The organism is Psychrobacter glacincola (assembly GCF_904846075.1).
GTDB lineage: Bacteria > Pseudomonadota > Gammaproteobacteria > Pseudomonadales > Moraxellaceae > Psychrobacter > Psychrobacter glacincola_C.
Window position 1 is genome coordinate 822,994 of the sequence record NZ_CAJGZH010000001.1, and the last position, 18,293, is coordinate 841,286.

Annotated in this window: 17 protein-coding genes and 1 tRNA gene; 12 read left to right on the plus strand and 6 right to left on the minus strand. The window is 43.2% G+C overall.

The annotated features are described in order from the left end of the window. The first annotated feature begins 169 nt into the window (after positions 1–169). The 3 genes from JMW85_RS03520 (at position 170) to JMW85_RS03530 (ending at position 3,787) form a co-directional block, all read left to right on the plus strand. Positions 170–700 carry a DUF2726 domain-containing protein gene (locus JMW85_RS03520; RefSeq protein WP_201580967.1) on the plus strand — a complete coding sequence of 177 codons (531 nt, stop codon included), beginning with the start codon at positions 170–172 and terminating at the stop codon, positions 698–700. A gap of 248 nt (positions 701–948) precedes the next feature. After that, complete coding sequence (locus tag JMW85_RS03525; RefSeq protein WP_201580968.1) at positions 949–2,406, plus strand: hypothetical protein; 1,458 nt, start codon at positions 949–951, stop codon at positions 2,404–2,406. Positions 2,407–2,524: 118 nt separating this feature from the next. Continuing rightward, positions 2,525–3,787, plus strand: a complete 1,263-nt coding sequence (locus JMW85_RS03530) for a DUF5723 family protein (protein ID WP_201580969.1) — start codon at positions 2,525–2,527, stop codon at positions 3,785–3,787. 68 nt (positions 3,788–3,855) lie between these two features. Here JMW85_RS03530 and JMW85_RS03535 read toward each other — a convergent pair whose 3' ends face one another. The 6 genes from JMW85_RS03535 to gatC all read right to left on the minus strand — a co-directional run bounded on the left by JMW85_RS03535 (position 3,856) and on the right by gatC (position 9,924). Further along, on the minus strand, positions 3,856–4,812 hold the full coding sequence (locus JMW85_RS03535) for a DUF1853 family protein (protein WP_201580970.1): 957 nt from the start codon (positions 4,810–4,812) through the stop codon (positions 3,856–3,858). A gap of 403 nt (positions 4,813–5,215) precedes the next feature. Further along, positions 5,216–6,112, minus strand: a complete 897-nt coding sequence (locus tag JMW85_RS03540) for a hypothetical protein (RefSeq protein WP_201580971.1) — start codon at positions 6,110–6,112, stop codon at positions 5,216–5,218. A gap of 215 nt (positions 6,113–6,327) precedes the next feature. Further along, positions 6,328–6,404: transfer RNA gene (locus tag JMW85_RS03545), tRNA-Pro, on the minus strand. A 114-nt stretch (positions 6,405–6,518) separates the two neighbouring features. Beyond that, positions 6,519–8,045 (minus strand): Asp-tRNA(Asn)/Glu-tRNA(Gln) amidotransferase subunit GatB, encoded by a 1,527-nt coding sequence (gene gatB / locus JMW85_RS03550; protein WP_201580972.1) that lies wholly within the window; start codon positions 8,043–8,045, stop codon positions 6,519–6,521. Beyond that, positions 8,045–9,541: an Asp-tRNA(Asn)/Glu-tRNA(Gln) amidotransferase subunit GatA gene (gene gatA / locus JMW85_RS03555; protein WP_201580973.1), complete on the minus strand. Its 1,497-nt coding sequence runs from the start codon at positions 9,539–9,541 to the stop codon at positions 8,045–8,047. The genes gatB and gatA overlap by 1 nt, the downstream gene beginning before the upstream one ends. Positions 9,542–9,609: 68 nt before the next feature. After that, on the minus strand, positions 9,610–9,924 hold the full coding sequence (gene gatC / locus JMW85_RS03560; protein ID WP_045446594.1) for an Asp-tRNA(Asn)/Glu-tRNA(Gln) amidotransferase subunit GatC: 315 nt from the start codon (positions 9,922–9,924) through the stop codon (positions 9,610–9,612). A 634-nt stretch (positions 9,925–10,558) separates the two neighbouring features. Here gatC and JMW85_RS03565 point away from each other — a divergent pair. From JMW85_RS03565 to rplW, 9 genes are all read left to right on the plus strand, one after another. Beyond that, positions 10,559–11,596 carry a rod shape-determining protein gene (locus JMW85_RS03565; RefSeq protein WP_201540449.1) on the plus strand — a complete coding sequence of 346 codons (1,038 nt, stop codon included), beginning with the start codon at positions 10,559–10,561 and terminating at the stop codon, positions 11,594–11,596. 189 nt (positions 11,597–11,785) lie between these two features. Further along, positions 11,786–12,646 carry a rod shape-determining protein MreC gene (gene mreC / locus JMW85_RS03570; RefSeq protein ID WP_055125267.1) on the plus strand — a complete coding sequence of 287 codons (861 nt, stop codon included), beginning with the start codon at positions 11,786–11,788 and terminating at the stop codon, positions 12,644–12,646. A 161-nt stretch (positions 12,647–12,807) separates the two neighbouring features. Next, complete coding sequence (mreD, locus tag JMW85_RS03575; RefSeq protein ID WP_201580974.1) at positions 12,808–13,293, plus strand: rod shape-determining protein MreD; 486 nt, start codon at positions 12,808–12,810, stop codon at positions 13,291–13,293. 131 nt (positions 13,294–13,424) lie between these two features. Beyond that, on the plus strand, positions 13,425–14,090 hold the full coding sequence (locus tag JMW85_RS03580; protein ID WP_201580975.1) for a Maf family protein: 666 nt from the start codon (positions 13,425–13,427) through the stop codon (positions 14,088–14,090). 178 nt (positions 14,091–14,268) lie between these two features. Then, positions 14,269–15,879: an Rne/Rng family ribonuclease gene (locus JMW85_RS03585; RefSeq protein ID WP_201580976.1), complete on the plus strand. Its 1,611-nt coding sequence runs from the start codon at positions 14,269–14,271 to the stop codon at positions 15,877–15,879. Positions 15,880–16,320: 441 nt separating this feature from the next. Further along, on the plus strand, positions 16,321–16,632 hold the full coding sequence (gene rpsJ, locus JMW85_RS03590; protein WP_010196670.1) for a 30S ribosomal protein S10: 312 nt from the start codon (positions 16,321–16,323) through the stop codon (positions 16,630–16,632). 48 nt (positions 16,633–16,680) lie between these two features. Further along, positions 16,681–17,319 (plus strand): 50S ribosomal protein L3, encoded by a 639-nt coding sequence (gene rplC / locus JMW85_RS03595; protein WP_055125271.1) that lies wholly within the window; start codon positions 16,681–16,683, stop codon positions 17,317–17,319. A 14-nt stretch (positions 17,320–17,333) separates the two neighbouring features. Further along, the gene (gene rplD / locus JMW85_RS03600) at positions 17,334–17,936 is read left to right on the plus strand and encodes a 50S ribosomal protein L4 (protein ID WP_045446611.1); all 603 of its coding nucleotides are present in this window, start codon (positions 17,334–17,336) and stop codon (positions 17,934–17,936) included. After that, on the plus strand, positions 17,933–18,283 hold the full coding sequence (gene rplW, locus JMW85_RS03605; protein WP_010196677.1) for a 50S ribosomal protein L23: 351 nt from the start codon (positions 17,933–17,935) through the stop codon (positions 18,281–18,283). The genes rplD and rplW overlap by 4 nt, the downstream gene beginning before the upstream one ends. The last annotated feature ends 10 nt before the right edge of the window (positions 18,284–18,293 follow it).

Genomic DNA, 18,293 nt, shown 5'->3' on the forward strand with positions numbered 1-18,293 from the left:
TGTTTGCTGATTGGCGCAAGCTTAGCTACGATGTGCGCCGATTGCCCCTGATTTTTTCTGTATAACGGGTCAGCCTATAAGGGCTGCCCTGTCGCAGTTGAGTATATATGTCACTTTATGGAAGTCGTCATACATATTTGGCTGCCTTAATCATGTATAAGGTAAAACCATGTCATTTGGTGTTATATTTTTAATATTGGCCGTTGGGTTTTTAGGGCTGATTACCGTACCAAAGCTGTTGAAAAAACCCTCAGTTGTTGAGCCTGATCCAAAGCCAGTACGCGGTGATGAGTTGGCTATTTGGCCGTTTGCGCCGATGCCGATTATGACGGATACGGAAGTCATTTTCTTTAATAAGCTAAAAAGTGCGTTGCCGGAATATCATATTTTCGTTCAAGTTCAACTGTCACGTATTATCGAAGGCAATAGCAGTGAGGCGTCCGAGCGTAGCTTTTGGTTCAATCGTATCTGTCGTCAAAGCGTCGATTATGTGATTGTGGATATTGATGCGCAGACCACGCTGGTTGCTATCGAGCTTGATGATTGGACACATACGAGTAAAGCGCGTCAAAAGGCGGATGACAAAAAAGACAAAGCCCTTGCTAGTGCCGGTATTGCTATTGTGCGCTTTCACGCTGAGCGCATGCCAAGCGCAGATATGCTCAGGTACGAGCTGATGCAAGTGATTGAAAATTATTGATAAAGTATCTTTGGCAGGCAGTCAAGATTAGTCGCAACAACGGCATTTATTTTTTTGTGTAACATTGCTGTTATATCCGTTTACTTTATAGATAAGTTGTTTAAATAAGAGTATTATTATTTTATTTTAAAGCAAACTTAAGTTTTCTAAATTAAGCGGCGCTTTTGTGAATTAAGGCATTATTTGCTTAATTAGATAAAAATTTTGATGCTTCTAGTTTTTGAAATTACTCTATAAAGGACTGTGTTATGAAATTTTTTAAATTGAGCGCATTAGCGTTAGCTAGCACGTTAGCGTTAGCAGGCTGTGGTGATGACAATAATAATAGCTCTTCTGGTAATGGTACTAATACGCCAGATGTGCCAGTTAAGCCGCCTGTCGATAATAGTTTGTCTGAAATCGAGCAAGCGAAAGAGATGATTCGTACCGCCAAGTTATTTGTCAGTGACAATAAAGCGGTTACAGATGCTTACGAAGATGTAAGTGATATCCTTACAGAAAAGCAAGATACACGTCTGGGTTATACCTTCGATATCCCAAGTGATCTAAAATACTATATGGAAGAGAATGATGTATCACAGCTCACGGCAGCTAATATCTTAGCATTAGCCAATGATGCAAAATTTGAGGTCGCATTAGGCAATATCACTTTAACGCCCGAAAATGGTTTTGTCGCAACGCTAAGTACTGACGGTAAGTTTACGTTAACTGGTAGCACCAAGGTTGATATTGAAGAATACGATTATGTGTATAACCCGCAAACAGGTTTGTATGGACCTGTTGTCGTTAATCAAGATAGTTTTAAGGTAGCATTTGATGATTTTGAAGATGCGCTAAGCTCAAACACCAGTACAGATAACTTTAACGGCAGCTTGGGTTTCAAGAGTATTAACATTGGCACTGGCAATGATACCATTACCCTCAACTCAAGTACTAAAGGCGCAACAGTCAGTGGTCAATTCAGTGATAAAGTTGTGGTCAATGATGAGTTTGATATCAATGATGCAAATAGAGAAGGCATCACGCTAGAAAAGGCAGTCATCAAATTAAGCAGCCTGAAGTTGACGGCTAATGATAGCGTGATTGAAGCAAAAGATTTTGAATTTGCCGCACTGGATGTCAGCAGAAAGCTGGCAGATAACAGTCTGGTGGTTAGAACAATCCCTTATAAGTTTGCTATAACGGGCAAGATGACCAAGCAAAAACCGATGACTGATGTAGAGATTACACTGAACGCGACTGCCAATGACGCTGATATAAAGAAATTTATCATAATCGATGAAGTCGGTGATATCGAAGAGGCCGCCAATAAATACGTAGGTATGGAAATAGTATTGGCGATTAAAGGCAAGGTAACGAAAGAGAGTACAACGACGATTCCGCTTGATTTCCAAGCCAATCTTAAGCGTACTGCTCGTAATGTTATTGAGCTACAAGGTCTGACTGCTAGCGTAGAGGGTAAGAAGCTATTCGTAACCGGTAAGTCAAGCTTAGATAATAACTATGATGTGGTTAGCACCCAGTTTACCGTTGAGCAAAATAAAGCGTCGATCAAGTTAAATGTCGATGCCAATGGTGATTTTATTAAAGATAAAATGGGCAAGCTTGGCGATATCATGGTTAACGGTAAAGACTACGGTGATTTAATGGATAATGATGGCAAAGTTACTGCCAAGTTTACTGATAATAGTTTAATTATTTTATAATCAAATCATGTGTCACATCGACTCTCAAACGTTGTTAGTAGCGATTGAGGTATAGCAACAAAAAAAAGAGACAGATTTCTGTCTCTTTTTTATGCTCTCTAATAAACGTGAGAAATTTATGCCATATAACGTTTCAAGTCTCTATGGTTTTTTACCTAAAAGCTTAGCATCACATTTATACAGCCGTATCAAGTTAATCACTACGCCAGCGATTGCCGCTATGATGATATCCAGCGCTGCGGTTGCTGATAGTGCAGATATACCAGCTGCTGATACGAATTTTTACTTCCATCCCCAAGCGACAGGCTTGCTAGACAGTCAGACCAAACAATCAGACGCACAGATAGAGTGGAGTGTGATGGCAACGGCTCATAGCCCAACGCAGCCTATCTCAGCATTTCTAGACGATTGGAGTGCCCCTTTGGACTCGGGTGATCATGCTTATGCCCAAGGTCGAACATCGCTTGAGATTCGTCCTGCGGGCAGTGCGATTAGCTATGGGTTAGGTTGGCGTTATGATTATTTAATGACGTTTAGCAAAGAGACTGCCGAAGTTTATTGGCAGTATGAAAATAAACAGCCCTCAAGTACCAGTCAAACTTATCCGTTATTTTTGGAAGCCAAGCACAATGAAAGATTCGGTGCTAATATTGGTCTGACGCAGCAGCTCCTGCCTAACTGGCAATTGACGACTCGTGCCAATCTCTGGCAAGGACTGCATGCATTAGAAGGTAAGATAGTTGGCGATTTTAGCACCAGAGTGTTGCCAAATAATGAGGCGACAGACATACGAGACAGTTTGGATAAAACCAACGCTTACATCGATTATTACTATGATGAACCCGCCTTAGGGGAAGAAAATTTAGACTGGAACCCCGCGAAACCTTCGGGATATGGTTATTCGCTCGATTTGCAGCTCACAGGTCAGTTGTCTGATAGTACGCAGTTGTCTCTGAGTGGCTACGATATCCTTGGACGCATGCGCTGGAAAGACATGCCGAGCACTCGTTATGCATTGGATTATGACGTCAACGGCAGACCTCTCTACACGATTGAAGGGCAGCTTAGCACTGACGATGTCACACAGACATTGCCATGGAGAGTGGAAGGTAGCCTTCAGCATCAGCTAGACAGTCAATGGCAGCTCGGTCTACATGGTCAAGTGAATGACATTCAAGACTTATATCAATTATCCGCAGGCTACCAAACGTCCAATGATGCTTTCCCCATTACGGTGACGGGTTTGATAGAGCCGCAAACGCAAGCATTGGGTCTCGCTGTAGACAGTCGCTATGCTGGCATCAAATTGCTGACTGACAGTCTCGATTCAGAAAAAGCCAAACGCAGTGAGATTAGCTTGTATGGACGCTATGCTTGGTAGCTTCATTACATTGCATTAATAAACCACATGGCTAAAGCGTCCATGGCCATGTATTACAGTGGATATTACTAAAATTTATCATGCGTTCTGTCGCGCTGTTCAGGATAAATGACGATCGGACTATTACCTTCGAAATATAGTCCCGTCGTAGGCAGTGCGTCGTTTGACCAAGCTACCTGTGGCTGTCGTCCATCATAGCAGTCGCGCCTAGTAAACCATTCGATATAATGGGCGGCTCGTAATGCTCTTATATCAATCGTCGCAAGACTAGTCATGTCATTGCTATCACACCATTTATGTATAGGAAAGCTTGGTACTAACCAAGACGGATAAGTAAAATTGTGGGTATTGATTGGCAAAAAGAATCGCCCTTTTATCACGCCATAACGCTTATCAATTTTAACCTGACCATGGTTCTTAGTATCTATCCATACGGTGCGAAACTGCTTGGTTTGCATATGGGTCATTTTACGTTGTAGATTATCATTGGAGTTGATGCCAACCCAGTTCTCAGGGGCAAAAGGTGCTGATCCCATAAAAAACTTAATAGCCAGCTCCCAATGCTCGACCAGATTTTCTCCATGATTATATAAGATTAAATCCAGCTCACCAGTTGTCTGCTTACCGTTATATAACTGGACGTTACTGGCTAGGGTTTCATACGGATGTAGCTTGTGTGCAAATCCATCCTCTAACCAAAACGATAGCAATCCTTCAAAATGAAATCCTAATCGATTAGGACTAGGACGCTTGAGTAAATAGCGAGTCAGCGCCTGATAAGCATTGGTGCTATCTAGCTCTTCCAAACGCTGCTGATACGCCTCAAACTGCTGTTGCCAAAAGTGCGCGCTATGTACCGATACGGTATGTGTATTCTGATGCGGCGCAAAGTCCAACCATTCCGTTAAGACGTTAGGGCAGGCAAGCACATACGCCAAATCACGCACATAAGGTCGCTGGTATGCTTCCCAAGGTGCGTCATCTATGAGGTAATTAGATGTGGGCTGATCGATAGACTCAGACATGGGTTGAACCTTCATAAAGTGGTGGCATTTACCCTAGCTGCTCACTTGCCAAAAGTCTATAGATGACAAGTATCCGCTAGGACGTTGCTCAGTTTTTAGACTTTAAAACATGATATTAATGTGATGGATATGAATGTTGATATCAGGCGACGATAGCAAGTAAGGTAATAGGATACTGAGTATCGTTTTAAGTATCGGAAGTTGCCATTTAGGCTGATATTGAGATGGCTTTTGTGTTGGATTAGTTGAGATATAATTTTTCTGTTTCATGTATCTAGCTCCATAATTTACCGTAACTTGATTGCTACGGTTTATGGTTGCTAGTTTAAGAGGTAAGGTTGTTCGATAGTTCTATATAGAAAATGGCAGAGTTCTATAGTTCTATATAGAAAATGGCAGAGTTCTATAGAACTTCATCAGCCTTCTTTAACCATTTTGCAATAAAGTCCTTTTTAACAGACAGTCCTAATACCTCAGCTTTGGCTTGAATAAGCTTATTAAGTTCTCCATAAGGATCGGCTAGGTCTGCTTTGTCATATTCAGCCATTTTAATAAGCGTAGTCACTAAAGCTTGCATAGAACCTACACTTTTATGGTGTGTCGGCTCATCATCGGCATGTTGGTTTGGCGTGATTGACGCATTATCAAACTGTTTAACTATTTTGCTATGCGGTTCTTTATTTGCTATTGAGTTAACAGAAGTTAGATGATAGGCAGAAGGTTCTAGGTTTAACACTTTGCTCAATTCGTTAATACTGATATAAACATTAGCCCTATCAATTATTAAAGTATCTTTTACATCTTCATGACCAAAATGGCCTTCGTAAACTGGTTTTTTATTAAATAGATCAGCGCCTTTGTTTAGTATAGTAACTTTACCATCAGTATCAATATCATTAAGGTCTTCTTCTGTGTGACTACCTATGTATTCACAATAATCTAAATTAATAATATATCCGGCATTAGAATGTAGAATAAACCTATCATTTTCCAAGTTTCTAAATGGTGATTTTAGTTTCTCTTTAGGCATTCTATGATAGTAGAAATTATTAGAATGTTTGTTACGAAAGTAACCACCAAGACGCCACATATTTTGAATGTTTTCGTTTTCGCTGTAAAACTTGTTTTCAACAAACGCCTGCAAAACTCCATAACCTGAGAAATAAAAAACTGGCTCAATTTCTGCATTATCTAAAACTCTTTGCAAAAATTTCTCAGTTCCTAAAATCTCAAATATAGATCCTCTGATTTTTGACTCAGCTATTGTAATCATTTCATCTATTGACACATAATCTTTCATAATTCACACCTCTACACACCATTAAATAAAAGTAGATATAAGACAAGCCAGCCTAAAGCTATATGAACGAATGGCTTTCGATTGTTCATCATGCCTTGCAAGATTTTTATTATTGTTTGCTCAATGAAGTATCATACAATTACCAATCAAATTTAGCACAAAAAAAAGCCAACCATTGAAAACAATGATTGGCTTTTCTCTATTACTACTATGTTTGGTCGGAACGGCAGGATTTGAACCTGCGACCACTACACCCCCAGTGTAGTGCGCTACCAGACTGCGCTACGCCCCGAATGACTGACTATTTTACGCAAAATTATGCATATTGCAAGAGCTATTTATTTTAGCCAAAATCTATAACCCTAATTTACATATCATAGTCAGCATAACCAATCAGCAATTATCCTTAACCGAGTAGCTCTTTTAGGATTTGGTTCACTTGCTGCGGGTTGGCACTACCACGACTGGCTTTCATCACTTGCCCAACCAGACCGTTAAAGGCTTTTTCTTTACCGCCGCGATATTCTTCGACCATCGCTTGGTTTTTTGCAATGACGTCTTCAACGATGGCTTTAATAGCGCCCGTATCGGTTTCTTGCTTAAGCCCTTTTTCTTCAATGATTTTGTCAGCGGCATCATCAGCATCGCCGCCTTCACGCTCATACAGGGCGCTAAAGACTTTCTTAGCCAGTTTGCCAGATAGAGTGTCATCTTTGATACGTTTTAGCATACCAGCCAATTGCTTGGCGCTGATAGGGGAGTCAGTAATTTCTTTATCATCTTTGTTTAGCGCACCGAGTAGGTCACCCATCACCCAGTTGCCAGCCATTTTGGCATCTGCTTGCCCAACCTCTGCGACCACAGCTTCGAAATAATCGGCAATTTGACGGCTGCCAGTCAAGATACGAGCATCATATTCTGATAGACCAAGCGCTTCTTCAAAACGGGCACGACGAGCAACGGGTAGCTCCGGCATTGCTGCACGAATGCTATCGACAGTATGCTGTTCGATACGCACAGGTAGCAAGTCAGGATCAGGGAAGTAACGATAATCGTTGGCATCTTCTTTGGTACGCATTACACGAGTTTCGTCGCGCTCTGGATCATAAAGCATCGTCGCCTGCAGTACTTTGCCACCATCTTCTAAGATATCAATTTGACGCTCGATTTCACGATTGATAGCGCGCTCGATAAAGCGGAATGAGTTTAAGTTTTTCAGCTCAGTTCGTGTACCAAGCTCAGCACCAGGCTTACGGATAGAGACGTTACAATCACAGCGGAATGAGCCTTCAGCCATAATCGCGTCTGAGATACCTAACCATGTGACTAGCTGATGAATGGCTTTGATATAGGCAAGCGCTTCGTGAGCAGAGCGCATATCAGGTTCAGAGACAATTTCGATCAAAGGCGTACCAGCACGGTTCAAATCCACACCAGTCATACCATCGACGGCATCGTGAACTGATTTACCCGCATCTTCTTCTAAATGCGCGCGGGTGATACCCATACGTTTTGGATATTCGTTCTTATCCCCTTCATTGACCACCACATCGATATAGCCTTCACCCACGATAGGGTTTGCCATCTGAGTGATTTGATAGCCTTTCGGTAAGTCAGGGTAGAAGTAGTTTTTACGGTCAAAGGTATTGAATAGACCCAATTCAGCGTTGACACCGATACCGAATTTTAAGGCACGATCGACCACGCCAGCATTGAGAACTGGTAATACGCCCGGTAGACCCAAATCTACGATGCTAGCTTGGCTGTTTGGCTCATGGCCGAAGTCAGTCGGGGCGCTGGAGAATATTTTACTTTCTGTATTGAGCTGGCAGTGAATCTCAATGCCGATGACCACTTCATAACCATCGACGAAAAGCTCTTTACGCACGGCATGCTCGCGCACGGCATTGTTATCAGTAGTAGCTGTACTCATTATACCGTCTCCTTTGCGATGGCAGAGTGTTGTAGATGATGGTCAGTATGCTGCTGGAATAAATGAGCAGTCGTGAGCAATTGGCTCTCTTGCCAATGCTTACCGATTAATTGTAAGCCAATAGGCAAACCTTCTGAGGTTAGACCAACTGGCTGACTGAGTGCAGGTAGACCCGCTAAGTTGACAGCGATGGTATAAACGTCACCCAAGTACATGGTCGCAGGATCAAGGTTGTCAGTAAGCTTGTAAGCAGCGGTTGGTGCTGTTGGGCTAGCAATCACATCACAGCTAGCAAAGGCTTCATCGAAGTCTTTGACGATTAAGCGGCGAATTTTTTGGGCTTTGGCATAGTACGCATCAAAGTAACCTGCCGAAAGTGCATAAGTGCCGGTCAAGATACGGCGCTGTACTTCAGGACCAAAGCCTTCAGAGCGTGAACGCGTGTATAGATCTAGCAGATCGGTTGGATTCTCACAGCGATAGCCAAAGCGTACGCCATCGAAGCGTGACAGGTTTGATGAGGCTTCGGCAGGGGCTAGCATGTAGTAAGTGGCAAGGGTAATCTCAGGGTCAGTGATATTCACCTCTACAATCGTCGCACCTAGCTCTTCATACTTGTTCAGAGCAGCACGTACGGCCGTTTCTACTTCAGCGTCTAGTCCAGCACTAAAGTATTCTTTGGCAACACCAATACGTAGACCGTTAAATGGCTTATCGCCAGCCGCAGCTTCTGCATCGCTGATATCTTGTACGTAGTCAGGCATATCATACTTGATGGACGTTGCATCGCGTGGATCGTGACCAATCATTGGCTGTAGCAGATAGGCACAATCTTTAGCGTTGCGTCCCATGCTACCAGCTTGATCCAGACTTGAGGCATAGGCAATCATACCAAAGCGAGAGACGCGACCATAGGTAGGCTTGATACCCGTTAAGCCGCAGAATGAGGCAGGCTGACGAATAGAGCCACCAGTATCACTACCTGTAGCAACTGGGACAAAACCTGCGGCAACGGCGGCAGCACTACCACCTGATGAACCACCAGGGACGCGCTCTAGGTTCCAAGGGTTCTGCACAGTGCCATAGTAAGAGCTGCTGTTGTCTGAGCCCATCGCAAACTCATCCATATTGAGCTTACCTAAACTAATCATGCCTGCTTTGTCAATATTAGAAACGATGGTAGCGTCATAAGGCGAGACAAAGTTATGCAGCATCTTAGAGCCACAAGTCGTCAGTACACCTTGGGTACAAAAGATGTCTTTGTGCGCCATTGGTACGCCAAGTAATGGACGCTGATCGCCCTGTGCGCGCATCTCGTCAGCTGCCTTTGCTTGCGCGCGTGCTGTCTCAGAAGTATGAGTGATAAAGCTGTTAATCTTGCCATCTAACGCATTGATGCGCTTGATATAGTGTTCGGTTAATTCCGCGCTGCTAAATTGTTTGTCTTGCAAGCCCGTAATAAGCTGCTGGGTACTTAATAAATGAAGTTCTGACATAAGGTGTCGTCCGTCAAAATGTGAATAGCATAAAGTAAAATAGAGTAGCGATTAAAGCAGCGCGCTGCTTATTCAATCACTTGTGGAACCAAATATAAGCCATCTTCAACAGCTGGGGCGACTGACTGATTGCGCGCGCGGTTGATATCGTGTTTGGCCACATCAGCCCGCAATTCTTGGCAAGCTTCATGAATGTTTGCTAAGGGTTTGATGCCTGTGGTATCCACGTTAGATAGCGTATTCATCAGTTTTAATACTTTACTAATATCGTCGGCATAGCTATCGGCTGTGCTTTCATCGACACCCAAACGTGCAAGGTTGGCAACTTCTAGGATTTCTTCACGGCTGACGTTGCTGTCAGACGTTGCTGGTTGCTGTGACATAGTTTCTCCAGTGAAGGACAGTTTTTGTTAGAGTAGAATGCGGCTAAAATAGACAAGCATTAGATATAGATAATTATTAACACAAACTAAAACAAGGGGTTTATCTTAAGATGTATATATAGTGGCTTTATTATAAAGCATCTGGCTTAAGTTTACAGAGCATGACGCTTGATTGATGCACAATATCAACCAAGATGGCGTGATTTGCAAAATTGACCATATAATTCACGATTGATTCTCAATTGCTTACCCATTACGTTCTGAAATACGTTACAGTATGCACCTGTGCTGCTAAGCAAAATTATCATTTGCCTGTAGAGCCTTGTTAGTTATTGAATTAAATGATGTTTCATTAAGTCGAATGGTATTTACTGCTATTTTAAACTTTGTAACAACTTTTAGCGTTTAAGACCGAAATCCTGACTTACTGATGCAAATATCTGTGTTTTTTTTGAGCCAAATCGGTATAATTTAGCTCAGTTTTTCCATTGCATCATTATTGCTTAGGTTTGACTTGTTGCGAGGTTCAAATTTCGCCATAAGTAATGTCTAACGACGACCTGCTCAACGCTGACGAGTAACGCCTCAGTCAATCTCAGTCAATCTCATTCGCCTCATTTGTAATACGCTGGAAATATTAGTCATGAACCTGTTTGGATTTTTATCAAATAATATCGCTATCGACCTCGGTACTGCGAACACTCTCATTTTTATTCCTAATAAAGGCGTCGTACTTGACGAGCCTACGGTGGTTGCGTTACGAAGTAATCGTACCCAAAACCCTACCGTTGCGGCTGTTGGTATTGATGCCAAGCAGATGCTTGGTCGTACACCTGCCAACATTACAGCGATTCGCCCATTAAAAGACGGCGTGATTGCTGACTTTGAAGTGACGCAAAAAATGCTCAAGCATTTCATTATGAAGGTAAAAGCCAAGCGTTTTATGGCGCAGCCTAACGTGGTGGTTTGTGTGCCTTGTAAGTCTACTCTGGTTGAGCGTAAAGCGATTCGTGAAGCGGTCTCATCAGCGGGCGCAAGTAAAGTGCTGCTATTAGAAGAACCAATGGCAGCTGCCATCGGTGCTGGCTTGCCAGTTCATGAAGCCAGCGGTTCGATGGTGGTTGATATTGGTGGCGGCACGACGGAGATAGCCGTTATCGCGTTATCTGGTTGCGTTTATGCTGAGTCGATTCGTATCGGTGGCGATATGTTTGATGACGCGATTATCACCCACGTACGCCGTACCCATGGTTGCGTGATTGGTGAGACGACAGCTGAGCGTATCAAGCATGAAGTTGGCTCTGCTTTGAATGAAGACAGTCAGTTAGAAGTCGAAGTTCGCGGTCGTAGCATGGCAGAAGGCGTGCCAAAAACCTTTACTGTCAACTCAGAAGAAGTACAAAAAGCCCTGAGTGATCCGCTGAGCGGTATCGTTAGCGCGGTGAAAGCGGCACTTGAGCAGACGCCACCTGAGCTGTCATCAGACATCGCAGAGCGTGGTATTGTTTTGACGGGCGGCGGTGCGCTGTTACGTGATTTGGACAAATTGATTTCAAGAGAGACAGGTCTACCTGTGACCGTTGCTGAAGATCCATTGACTTGCGTTAGCCGCGGCGGTGGTATTGCACTTGATTTTATCAATAACAAAAGCTTGAACATGATTTTTGTTTAGATTGCTTTAGTTAAGCACTGCGGTATTGATAAATCATCTTCGTCGTGCTTGATGAGAGCTTGCGTAAAAATAGTGGGTTAAAACAGTATAAAATTAAAGGTAGCCAGTTGCGCTGCCTTTAATTGCATTAATCAACTAGAACCCAGTACTGGCTACTGCTTATTTTATAACTCCTGAGTTAGACGACTTATGACCCCAAGTATTTTTGCGCGCCAGCCGTTAGCACTTCGTAAGACTGCCATTGTATTAATAGCAGCTCTAATACTGATGTGGTTCGATAGCAAAAATTCAGAATGGTTTAATCCAGTACGTAGTACCAGTCATGCCGCGATGCAGCCTATTTATGAGCTATCACTGTTACCGAGTTATGCCAAGCATTGGGCAGGTGGCAGCTTACAATCTAAAGAAGCGCTGCGCCGCGAAAATATGCAATTGAAGTCTCAGCTTATCCATGCGCAAGCCAAGTTGCAGCAGCAGGATTATATTTTGGCACAAAATGCGCGGCTGCAAGGTATTTTATCAACGACCAAGCCTGAACAATTTGATCTTAATTTGGCACAGGTAATCGGTACAGACACCAACTTACTCAGACAAATCGTGGTGCTCAATAAAGGCGTTCAAGACGGGGTTCAAGTTGGACAGACAGTGATTGATGAAGACGGTATTTTAGGGCAGATTATTAATGTCTATCCCAATACCAGTCGCCTACTATTGATTACTGATGAACAGCAATCGGTTGCAGTTACAGTCAAGCGCACAGGTCAACGCGCTATCGTGACAGGGCAAGGTATACCAACCTCATTAAGCCTTGATTATGTGTTCAAAACCTCAGACGTGCGTGTGGGTGATGAGCTGGTGTCATCAGGATTGGGTGGGCGTATTCCAGCAGGGTATCGTGTCGGGCGTATCGCCCATATTAAAGATACTCAAGCCGATAACTTTAGAAGTATAGAAGTGACCCCAGCGGCGAACTTTATCGATAATGCATATGTATTAGTCCTGCAAGATAAGCTGGTGAATAAAAATAATATTACCCTTAATGAGCGCTAAGAAGTTAGGCGCTCAATACGTAAGCACCAATCAGATAATGGCTGGCATCTATTTATTAACTGGTCTGTTTGTCGATACATTTTTAGCCAGGGTTTTTACCCCATCAATGCTCACTCATGCTTTAACAGCAGCCATCAATACATTCGTTAAGGTAAGTACCCATGTCGTATCCTGATTCTGAGAATGCAACGGTACTACTGATTGCTACCATCATTCTAAGTTTTGTTATTGCGTCATCGCTTAATGTCTATCCGTTAAGTCCTAGTATGGCTACCTTACGCCCTATGGTCATGATCATGGTGCTGATTTTTTGGTTATTATTTCAGCCACGCTATGTTGGTATTTTTACAGCATTTACCATCGGCCTCATTGCTGACTTACTCATGGATACCCATTTGGGACAGCAAGCCTTTGCCGCCGTGGCAGTCGCCTTCTTCATAAAAATAACCAGTATTTATATTAGGCAACTAAATACCATCAGTGCATGGTTATTAGCGAGCTTAGGATTGGTTGTTTTTCAATCATGTTTATGGATATTGCAGATGTTTATCCAGAATGTCTTTGTCGCACAATCTGCCTTATCACTGTTGATGAGTATCATCAGCTGGCCATTGGTACTACTGGCTTTGCGTAAATTTGCGTCATAAGAAAAATTCTGCTGATAACCAATAAAATTATAGCGCTGGCGTTTATTAATCATGACTACCTAATGTTAATGCACTAACAGGCAGCAGTTTTCGGTAGTAGGCAGATAAATTCAGATATAAAGAGAGTAGCGATGGATATTATTTTAGCTTCTGGTTCGCCGCGCCGTCGTGAGCTGTTAGAAAGAGCACAACTAGAATTTAGCACATTGAGTGTAGATGTCGATGAAACAAAGCATGATGATGAGTCACCCACAGACTATATCGAGCGCATGGTCGCCACTAAAGCTGAGGCTGCCATACAGCAACTAGCATCACGCTTGAAAACGGATAAAAGCTGTTTTTCTGACTCATTTATCATTCTAACGTCTGATACCATCGGCGTGCTGGCAGATGGTCAAACAGTGCTGGTCAAGCCAGTCGATCGTGAGCACGCTTATAGTATGTGGCAACAGATGTCTAATAGTGTCCATGAAGTATGGACAGCAGTTCAAGCAACTCATATATCATTATCTTCTAAAGCGGCTAACAGCCCAACTCATGAGCCAGTATTTCAAATCATTAATCAGCAACGAATCACTGAGCGTACCGAAGTGACCTTTATAGCGCTCACTGCAGAGATGATGAGTAACTATTGGGAAAGTGGCGAGCCTGCTGATAAAGCGGGTGGTTATGGTATACAAGGTTTGGGTGCTATTTGGGTCAGCCGTATCAATGGGAGCTATACCAATGTCGTGGGTTTACCGCTTCCACAAACGCTGGCGTTAATTAAAAACGTCACAGATATTAGTGTCAAGTAAAATACGAGACAGAACCTGATGGAGATTATTGGTCTCTCAGAGATTGGTTGTCACTCTAACCTGCTGCACATAATAACACGCGAGAGTAATGGGCGAGAGCCAGCTGCATTTGTTACACTATAAAGATAATAGACGATGAACGTCTAACAAGAAAGCTGAGAGATAAGAGAAAAACATTATGTCCGAAGAGCTGCTGATTAATATTAGTCCAATGGAATCCCGTGTCGCAGTCTTAGACAATGGCATCTTGGGCGAAATTTATATTGAACGTCATCATAAATTGGGTCTGGTCGGCAATATCTATCTGGGTACAGTCGTACGCGTTTTACCTGGTATGCAGGCAGCATTCGTTGATATCGGGCAGTCGCGGACAGCATTTTTACACGTCAATGATATGCAGCGTGAGCCGCGTCCAGTAGCAGAAAATAAAAGTAAAGCGGCTGACAATAGCGATAAAAACTCGGATAGCAATATAGAAGATGCTGTGGTAGAAAATAGTACTGATAACTTGGCTGTCACGCCACCAGTGATTAGTATACAAAATACCGAAATCATCCCTGTTTCTAAAACGTTGATTCAACATCGCTTGCATGAAAGCCAACGTATTTTAGTGCAAGTGACCAAAGATCAGTTGGGCAGTAAAGGCGCTCGCTTGACCACCAATATATCCTTGCCATCTCGCTATTTGGTGTATCTGCCCTCAAGCGAACACATTGGTATCTCTCAGCGCATTGATGGCGAAGAAGAGCGCACTCGTCTGAAGACTGAGCTTAGTAGCCTGATGCAAACGGTCAATCTAAAAGGCGGTCTCATCGCTCGTACCGCTGCTGAACGTGTCCCTGTCGATAAGCTTGAAGAAGACATTTATTATTTACTGCAGCTGTGGCGTACCATCTGCGCGCGTCGCCAAGAGATGAAACAACATCAAAGTTCTGAGCTTATTTATCAAGAGCTATCATTACCGCTGCGATCTATCCGTGATTTGGTACACGCGGATACCGAGAAAGTCATCATTGATAATGCACAAATTTATGAACAAGTCAGATCCTTTGCCAAAGAGTTTGTGCCTTTTGTCTATGACCGCATTGTACATTATAGCGCTGAGCCATCTTTGTTTGATGTCCATCGTGTCGAAGATGATTTGCGTGATGCTTTAAAACGCCGCGTAGATTTAAAATCAGGTGGCTATCTGATTATCGACCAAACAGAAGCGATGACCACGATCGATGTCAATACGGGATCATTCGTAGGCGGGCGTTCGTTAGAAGATACGGTTTATAAAACCAATCTTGAGGCAACTCATGCAATCGCCCGTCAGCTGCGTTTGCGTAATCTAGGCGGTATTATCATCCTAGACTTTATTGACATGCTTGAACAGCAGCATAAAGATGATGTGTTAGAGAGCCTGCAATCACAGCTAGTACAAGACTATGCCAAAACTAAGATTACTCAGGTCAGTGAGCTTGGGTTGGTAGAGATGACGCGTAAACGTACGCGTGAGTCGCTTGGACAGCAGCTATGTGAGCCGTGCTCGACCTGTCAAGGACGCGGCTTTGTCAAAACGGCTGAGACAGTGTGCTTTGAGATATTCCGTGAAATCATGCGTTGTGCTCGTACTTATAACTCTCCCAAGAAATTTACGGTCGTTGCCCATGCCGCAGTCATTGATTTACTTCTCACTTCAGAGTCAGACACGGTGGCAGATTTAGAGTATTTACTTGGTAGAGTGATTACCTTTGATGTCGAAAATCTCTATACTCAAGAGCAATACGACATTGTTTTGGATTGATGTTTCATAGCTTTAGATTAACAGTGTATAGTTATTGATTCATATAAGCGTGATTATTAAGCACAGATACTGTTGTTTACATATTACTGTTTATAAAGGGTAATATCCTAATTCGCTACAGATATTATCCTTGCAATGACTGAAATACTATGTATAATATACACCACTGAATTATATATGCGCCGCCAATCAAACAGCGGGCGCTATGACAGCTAGAGCATCGTTTCTAGCACTATTTCATTATGCCTTTGCTGACATCCTATAATGGAAGGGTCGGCGGGGCTTTAAACTATTTTGCTTTTGGCACGCTACAAGTTCGGATAAAGAACTCATTCTGGTTAAGAACAGAAGGCCGCTTGAAGTGAATATTTAACCAAACGGCTTTTGATCATATCTTTGCAAAGCAAAAATGACAAAAGCACATATTAGGAGCTTGCTGGCATGGCTAACCAGAGAATCCGTATCCGTCTTAAGTCTTTTGATCATCGTCTGATTGATCAATCTGCACAAGAGATTGTTGATACTGCAAAGCGCACCGGTGCGCAAGTTTGTGGTCCTGTACCGTTGCCGACTCGCATTGAGCGCTTCAACGTTCTAACTTCACCACACGTAAACAAAGACGCTCGTGATCAGTACGAAATCCGTACTCATAAGCGTATGGTTGACATCGTTCAACCTACCGACAAAACTGTGGATGCGCTAATGAAGCTTGACTTGGCGGCGGGTGTTGACGTTCAAATTGCTTTGGGTTAATGCACATAAACACCCAACCCATTAATATAAGATATAAAGAGGTCTAAAATGGCGATCGGTTTAGTCGGTAAAAAATGCGGCATGACCCGTGTCTTCACTGAAGCAGGCGCATCTATCCCTGTAACAGTGGTTGAGATCAGTGCTAATCGCATTACTCAAGTAAAAAATACTGATGTAGATGGCTATCAAGCCATCCAAGTTACCACAGGTACCCGTCGTGACAGCCGCGTAGCAGCAGCTCAAAAAGGTCACTTCGCTAAAGCTGGCGTTGCCGCTGGTCGTGGTGTTTGGGAATTTCGTGCCAATGATAGCGATCTTGAAGGTCGTGAAATTGGTGGTGAGATCCTAGCTGACTTGTTCGAACAAGGTCAGATGGTTGATGTCACAGGTAACAGTAAAGGTAAAGGCTTTCAAGGCGGCGTGAAGCGTCACAACTTCAGCATGCAAGATGCCACTCATGGTAACTCAGTATCTCACCGTGCCATTGGTTCAACTGGTCAAAACCAGTCACCAGGTAAAGTCTTCAAAGGCAAAAAAATGCCAGGTCAGATGGGTAACAAACGCGTTACCGTTCAGGGCCTAGAAGTGATATCGGTTGATGTTGAAAAAGGGTTACTTGTCATCAAGGGTGCTATCCCAGGTGCCACCGGTGGCGATGTCATCGTACGTCCGTCAGTCAAAGCCTAAGCAAGGGGATTAACGTGGATTTAAAAACAGTTACAGGGGCGGCAGTTGAGCTTTCTGATACGGCTTTCGGTCGTGAATTCAACGAAGCACTAGTGCATCAAGTCGTCACCGCATATCTTGCTGGTGCTCGTCAAGGTACACGCGCTCAAAAAACCCGTGCCGAAGTTTCTGGTGGTGGCATTAAGCCATGGCGCCAAAAAGGTACTGGTCGCGCTCGTGCAGGTTCTATTCGTAGCCCAATCTGGCGTGGGGGCGGTCGTGCATTCGCGGCTAAACCACAAGATTGGTCACAGAAAGTTAACCGTAAAATGTATCGCGGTGCTATGCAGTGTATCTTAGCCGAATTGATTCGCCAAGAGCGTTTGATTTTGGTCGAAGAGCTAAGCGTTTCTGGACCTAAGACTAAAGAGTTGATTGCAAAGTTAGGTGAGTTAAATGCATCACGTGCATTAATCGTCACTAAAGAAGTTGACGAAAACTTATACTTAGCTGCTCGCAACATCCCACATGTCAATGTACTTGATACAAGTGAAGTGGATCCAGTGAGCTTGATCGCTTTTGATAAAGTGATCATGACAGTCGAAGCTGCGAAACAATTTGAGGAAGCACTAGCATGAATAACGCAAGACTTTATCAGATCCTAAGAGGACCTGTATTCTCAGAGAAATCTCAAATGCTTGGCGACTCACTTGGTGTGCAGGTATTTAAAATTGACTCTAACGCTACTAAGCTTGAAGTCAAAAAAGCGGTTGAGATGATGTTTGAAGGTGTTGAAGTTTTAAAAGTAAACACTTTGAATGTTAAAGGTAAGACAAAGCGTTTTGGTAAAAGTATCGGCCGTCGTAATGACTACAAAAAAGCCTACGTTACCTTAAAAGCTGGTCAAGATGTACAAATGGCTGATGCTGGTGAAGAGGTCGCGAATACGACTGCTTCTACTAGTGAAACAGCGAACAACGAATAAGGATTACACT